6 protein-coding genes are annotated in these 6,391 nt (G+C 65.7%); all 6 read right to left on the bottom strand.

The genetic code is table 11. The features are described from left to right. Window positions 1-52: 52 nt before the first annotated feature. From G6N56_RS23835 to G6N56_RS28585, 6 genes are read right to left on the bottom strand one after another with little or no spacing between them, the layout of a single operon-like run. The gene (locus G6N56_RS23835; RefSeq protein ID WP_163645168.1) at window positions 53-1,396 is read right to left on the bottom strand and encodes a WXG100 family type VII secretion target; all 1,344 of its coding nucleotides are present in this window, start codon (window positions 1,394-1,396) and stop codon (window positions 53-55) included. Window positions 1,397-1,398: 2 nt separating this feature from the next. After that, on the bottom strand, window positions 1,399-1,872 hold the full coding sequence (locus G6N56_RS23830) for a YbaB/EbfC family nucleoid-associated protein (protein WP_085254268.1): 474 nt from the start codon (window positions 1,870-1,872) through the stop codon (window positions 1,399-1,401). 23 nt (window positions 1,873-1,895) lie between these two features. Then, entirely contained in the window at window positions 1,896-2,657 is a 762-nt protein-coding gene (locus G6N56_RS23825; protein WP_163645167.1) for an ESX secretion-associated protein EspG, read from the bottom strand. Between the two features lie 8 nt (window positions 2,658-2,665). Continuing rightward, window positions 2,666-3,664: a beta-ketoacyl-[acyl-carrier-protein] synthase family protein gene (locus G6N56_RS23820; RefSeq protein ID WP_142280450.1), complete on the bottom strand. Its 999-nt coding sequence runs from the start codon at window positions 3,662-3,664 to the stop codon at window positions 2,666-2,668. Further along, window positions 3,661-5,829 (bottom strand): hypothetical protein, encoded by a 2,169-nt coding sequence (locus tag G6N56_RS23815; RefSeq protein ID WP_142280451.1) that lies wholly within the window; start codon window positions 5,827-5,829, stop codon window positions 3,661-3,663. The genes G6N56_RS23820 and G6N56_RS23815 overlap by 4 nt, the downstream gene beginning before the upstream one ends. A 17-nt stretch (window positions 5,830-5,846) precedes the next feature. Further along, window positions 5,847-6,227: a hypothetical protein gene (locus tag G6N56_RS28585; protein WP_180150403.1), complete on the bottom strand. Its 381-nt coding sequence runs from the start codon at window positions 6,225-6,227 to the stop codon at window positions 5,847-5,849. Window positions 6,228-6,391 lie beyond the last annotated feature (164 nt).

Raw genomic sequence — 6,391 nt, 5'->3', positions numbered from 1 at the left:
CCGAGATCCTCATGCTGCCAGTACAGCTCCGAACGCGGGTCGCATAAGGGCGCTATTCGGTCGCGGTGGCCGGACCCGGGGGGTGGCCGGGTGTGGTTGGGCTAGGCGGGGCGCCAGGGTCCGGCTTCGAGCCGGATTGGATGGCTTGCATTGCGGCACTGACACCTTCACCCGCCGGCTCGGTCAGGCCCTCGAGGATCTGGAGGAGGGAGTCGGAGTTGATCGGCAAGGCTGTCGCGCCCGCCGGCAGTGCGCTGGTCAGGAGATTACCGACATCGACGGGCGACCCGGGGGGCGGCGGCGTCACCGTAGCCGGAGGTGCGGTCGTGCCCGGCTGAGGCGGAACCGCCGACGCCAACACCGAATTCACCGGCGCCCCCGCCACGGCCGGCTGCGCCGGCACCGCAGAAGCCGTCGGCGACAACCCCGTCCCCGGCGACCCAGCCGACAACGTCGTCGGCGAAACCGGCAACCCCGACGCCAACACCGAATTCACCGGCATCCCCGGCACGGCCGGCTGCGCCGGCACCGCAGAAGCCGTCGGCGACAACCCCGTCCCCGGCGACCCAGCCGACAACGTCGTCGGCGAAACCGGCAACCCCGACGCCAACACCGAATTCACCGGCGCCCCCGCCACGGCCGGCTGCACCGGCACCGCAGAAGCCGTCGGCGACAACCCCGTCCCCGGCAACCCAGCCGACAACGTCGTCGGCGAAACCGGCAACCCCGACGCCAACACCGAATTCACCGGCATCCCCGCCACGGCCGGCTGCACCGGCACCGCAGAAGCCGTCGGCGACAACCCCGTCCCCGGCAACCCAGCCGACAACGTCGTCGGCGAAACCGGCAACCCCGACGCCAACACCGAATTCACCGGCATCCCCGCCACCTCCGGCTGCACCGGCACCGCAGAAGCCGTCGGCGTCGACGTGCGCGGCAGCTCAGGCAGCAGCTGAGTCTGCATCGTCGTGAGCACTTGTCCGCTTCCGCCGGAACCGCCGGATCCGTTCCCGCCGTCGCCACCCGATCCAGATCCGCCGGAACCTCCGGAGCTTCCTGGCCCGTTGGTGAGCAGGACGTTCCCCGTGCCACCAGACCCGGGCTGGCCGTCCAGATTTTGGAAGTTGCTTGCGGACGCCGTCAAAGATTGTGCGATGCTGTCCAACTGCTCGGCCGCATCCTTGATCGCCTCGTTGACTTCGTCCACCTGTGCGAGGTAGCCGCTGGAGCCATTGGCGAATTGGTGGCCGATCGAATCGTCCCCCCAAGACGAACCGAGAGCGCCCAGCTGACCACTCAGTGAGGTCAGCACCTCCTTGATCTCCGTAGCGACGTCCTCGACATTGGCGGCTGCGGTCCGCATGCTGTCCGGATTGACGCTGAGCGAGTCAGCCACGGCTATCTCCTCACCGATGGATACGACGAGAAGTCGTCGATGCCGTCATTGTCGCCGTCGACACGACGGTGTTGTGGCGCGGCCGACGACAGTGGGTTCGGCCCGGAGATGAGATCTCCAAATTGTGGGATGTCGACAACCAGGTTTGACAGCGATGAGATCTCTTGGCGCCGTTCATTCAGGGGCGCCATCAAGGCGGCCGCCTGTCTCTCGATCTCCTGTACGGCCTCTTGCGCCGCGGTCGTGATGTGATCGCCGAGATCGGTGAACTCATAGTCCTCCAGATACGACTCGTCGATCACCGTCCTGGTCACCATACGTTGCGCGTCAACGGTCACCTGGACGGTCCCGTCCGCGGCAGTCGCCGTCGCGGAGAGTGCCGCCCGCTTTTGTTGCATCACTGAGAGCTCGTGCATCTGGTCCTGCACCAACGACAGCACATGAGCGAAGTCATGGCCTACGGCGTCGTTGTCCACGTCAACCCCTTTCCCTTGCACATCTAGTCACGTCGGAACTCCCGCAGGATCGCGACGTCATCGGCGATGAGTCGGTCGATTTCTTCACGCAGTGCCGGCCTGGTCATGGGCCGCGCATGGGACTGGTCCGACACATACATGTACTCGCCGTCATCGTTGACCCGCACCCACACCAGGGCGCGTTTACCCCGGTCAAGTCCCCACCTTCGTGTCGGGCGCCAATGACTCTGAACCGTGGCATAGGCGGTCACTTCGCTTGCGGGAACGGTGACACCGAGTTCGGACGCCGGCCTGTCGTGCACCATGAAGTCCCCGCGGTCGTACTCGACTTTCCCTCGCGGCACATATTCGGGAATCACGATCGCGGAATGCATGCCCGGTTGGCTCAACGAGACAGCGTCGGCAATCGCTTGACCCAGGTCGTATGGCGACACGGTGTAGACGTCGATCAGATCAGCGTCCGGGTGTTGGGAGGCGAGAAAGCCGAGATGGCCTGCCCTATAACCGATCAAACGCAGGCTCGGCGTGTCCGCCGGTATGTATTGCACGCGGCACTCCACCCGGATATCGGCGGCGTCGTAGGCGATCAGGCATTCCAAGAAGCGATTCAGGTCTCCATGGAGAAGCCGGTCGGGAACCGCCCCCACATATGCGGCGGCCTCGTCCCTGGTGGCAAAGCGGGGCCCCTGGGTGAACATGAAGGGGTACGGCAGGAAGTCACGACCGTGAAACTCGCTGATCGCATTCACATCGAGGAGATCGAGGGTTCCGACCTGGCCCGTCAACACCCCGCTCATGAGATCACCTGCATCATTCCCTCCGCCGCCACCTGGGGAGGGCTGACGACTCCCAGGACAACCGCCGTGGCGCTCAACTGGTACTCGGCGGCCAGCAACAAGACGATCGAGTCCTTCTTGAGCCCGCCGGTGCGGGCCAGGAAGACAAGTCCGTCCGCCTGGGTGCTCACGCCCAGATACCCGTGGTCGAGGGTGTGCCGGTGCAGTTCTTCCGACCACGGCAGCCCGAAGATGTTGGCGAGCGACCGGAACGGCTGCCCGGTGTCCGACCCTTGCGGCACAAAGTAATCGACGTATTGCGCGCTGATCCCCGCGTCGGCCAACGCGCAATTGATCGCGTGCCCGAACATCTGAAACGACTGGCGCAGTGACTCATCGGATCGCAACGCGGTCGCGCGCGTATATGCATTGTAAAAGTCGTCCGTCCCGGTGTTCTGCCAGAACGAATCGTGTATCCGCCAATCATCGGCCAAGTCAGGGCAACTGGCGGTTCCACTGCCCATCAGTCTCGCGAACCCCCCACGCCGCGAGATGACGGTCGCATAAGCGACGTCAGAGAAGGGTTCACCTCCGACGGCTCTGCACGTGGCCAATCGGTCGCTCCACGACCAGTTGTCAGCGCCGGTGCAGATCGCATAGCCGGACCCGTCGAGCAACCGCGAGGCCAACAACCAAGAGGTGAGCCCGCCGGCGCAGTTCTGCTTCAGTTCGAGCGCATTGCCGTGGCCCCCGACGACGCCATTCTGAATGTGGTGGTGCACCGGCCAGCCCTGGCTCCCTTGCGGCCCGACTCCCGCGTGCAGCAACCATCGGGCGCTATCGACATCGGCGTCCGCCGCCGCGAGTGCAGCCTTTCCCGCCTCCACCGCCATGTCCGCCGGAGTGGCACCGGGATATTCACAGACGGCGCGCCAGTAGCAGTCCGGCCCCAGATCACCCTCCGCGATAGGTCGGGGAGTAGGCCGAAGCACTGCCACCGAGCGCAGCGATGTCACCAACCGACCTCCGTCCGTTGTTCGGACGCAGGCCGACGGGGGGCACCCGCCGATGCCGGCCGAGGCGTCTGAGGCACCGGTGGCGCCGGGGCGCGCTGGGGCGGTTCGGCCTCGTCCGGACCATCGTCGCCGATGACGGGGACGACGGCATCGACGTCGCCAAGGACGAATTCACCGTTCTTCTTGCGGCGCAACGCCTTATTGGGCTTGTGCTCCTTACCGCCGGGCCCGCGCTGTCCTCCCCCGCCACCACCGCCCGGCGGCGCTCCACCGGGCGAACCACCGGCACCCAAGGGCACACCACCCGGACGCGCCAAAGCGTTCTCCGATGGCGGAGTTCCCTTATTCGCGGCGGCCACGGGCGCACCTGCGGGCGCCAGGGTGTCGTGGCCGTTCGGGCCGAGACCGGCGCCCGCGCCTGCGCCGTGACCACCGCCGCCCCCGGGCTTACCGAGCGCATCGAGATCTTTGGGGCCGGGACCGGGCATGCCGCTGCCCGGCATGCCACCCGGGTGGCCCTGCGCTGCGCCCAGCGCCTGCTGCAGGGGTTCTCCCAGCCCCTCGGCTGCTTGACCCAACCCGCTGAGCCCGGATGCTGGGTTCCCCGAGCCGCCAGCAGCGCCGGACGATCCGCCGAACGGGCTGCTGGCGCCGGATCCGTTGGGTGGCACAAGGTTCCCGGAACCTGCAGAGGGCTCACTGATGTCGCTGAGAGGAGCCCCATTCCCCCCCGCGCCATTGGGCGTTGTAGGACCGCCAAGGCCCGCACCGGGACTGCCGGATCCGCTGAAGGCACCGCCGGACCCGCCGAGCGAGTTGGACAGGCCCGCCGCGCTGGGCAATGGGAAATTGCCGCTACCCGCAGCCGAATCACCGCTGGGCAGTGCGAAATCGCTCGACCCCGCCCCCGGAACGCCACTGGGCAAGGGGAAATCACCCGAGCCCCCCGCGGAGGGATCACCGCCGGGCAACGCAAAGCTACCCGATCCGTCACCTGGAACATCAGTGGGCGACGGGAAATCACCCGACCCATCAGATGAATCACCACCAGGCAACGCAAGGTCACCCGACCCATCGCCCGGAACACCACTGGGCAACGGGAAATCACCCGACCCATCAGATGAATCACCGCCAGGCAACGCAAAGTCGCCCGACCCGGCCCCCGGGACACCAGTGGGCAAGGCAAAGTCGCCCGACCCGGCCCCCGGGACACCAGTGGGCAGGGCAAAGTCGCCCGACCCCGCCCCCGCGGCACCGGTGGGAAGCTGAAAGTTCCCGGATCCCCCGGCGGAATTGCCCGACCCCCCGGCCAGATCGGTGTTCCCCGAATCGCCGAGAGGGTCTCCGGGTGGCGGGATCGCCCCACCGGATCCGGCGTCGTTGGTGACTAGAGGTGGTGGCGTAGGGGGCGGAGGGGTAGGCGGCGGAGTAGGAGCAGGGGTAGGCGTTGGAATAGGCGGTGGCACCGACGAGGAGTCGGTCGAGGACGCGGGCGTCGAGAAGCCGGGGTTGTTGCTCGCGATGCTCGTGATGTTTGGCGCGTAGACGGTGTTCATTACGTCTTGGGCAAACGAGTCGTAGACCTGGTTGATCTCGTCGATCTCGTTCGGCCACCTACTAACCGACTCGTTGTAGCCGCCGGCGTTCTTGAGCAAATACCACTGAGTCTGGAAGATCGTGTGAGAGAACGCGTCTATCAGAAGGCCCAGAGCGTTCGCGCCCATGGCGATGTTGGTCACATCCGGGAGCGACTGGTTGATGTTCTGTATGGCCGCGTCATGCGTCTTGCCCACCCACTGGTTCAGCGCGTCCTGCGTCGCGAGATCTTGCTGGAAGGCATCAGACGCGTTGACGATATTGGCCGAGATCTGCTGCAGGGCAGCGCCGTTGCCGTTGTCGAGGGTTCCGGAGGCACCCTGGAAATCGTTGAGCATGGAAGTAAACGACACGCCGGTGAAATCTTCGACGGCAACGGCGGCAGGGTTACTTGTCGTTCCGGTGATGTCCTGCAGCTCATCCTGCGAGGTGGTCAGCGACGAAACATCGCTGTTCGTGAGACTTTCGAACAAACTCCAGTCCGCTCCGGGGGTGTTCTGCGGGAGCTTGCCGGAGTTGATCATGTCGTCGATCTGCTCGGCTGTGAGCGCTTTCTTGTGGTGAGACACCGCCGTATCCCCCGGCCTTATCCGGATTGCAGGAGACGATCGGCGGCCTTCTTCACCGTCGTCGAGAATTCGTCCAGGTAAGACAAGTATTGGTTTATCGATTGTTCGATACCGTCGAGGCCCGAGACGTCCATCTCGAGGTTGTTCTTGGTCTGGTTCGCCGACCCAAGGGAGCCCGGGCTCCCCAGGGAACCCAACTTGCCGATGGCGGTGAGCTGAGCCTGTAGCTGACCGCGAAACGTACTGATGATGTTGAGATAGGCGTCCCGGGTTTCGGATGAGAGCTTGACATCGGCCGGCCCGCTGTCCTGGAGTTGCTTCAGGCCGTCCACCAGATCAGGGATGTTGAACCCGCCGGACCCACCCGAACCGCCGGACACACCCGAACCGCCGGACACACCCGAACCGCCGGACCCACCCGAGCCGCCGGACCCACCCGACCCGCCGGAATTATCGTTGTTCGAACCGCTGCTCGCCATTGTCGGTGAATCCCTTCTGTTCAGTGCGGGAAATGTCTAGTCAGCGCGGGAACGCCCGGGCTCGCCGGCTGGACAAGCCCGGG

It is taken from the genome of Mycobacterium saskatchewanense (assembly GCF_010729105.1).
GTDB classification, from domain to species: domain Bacteria; phylum Actinomycetota; class Actinomycetes; order Mycobacteriales; family Mycobacteriaceae; genus Mycobacterium; species Mycobacterium saskatchewanense.
This window is presented reverse-complemented; position numbering and strand designations above follow the sequence as displayed.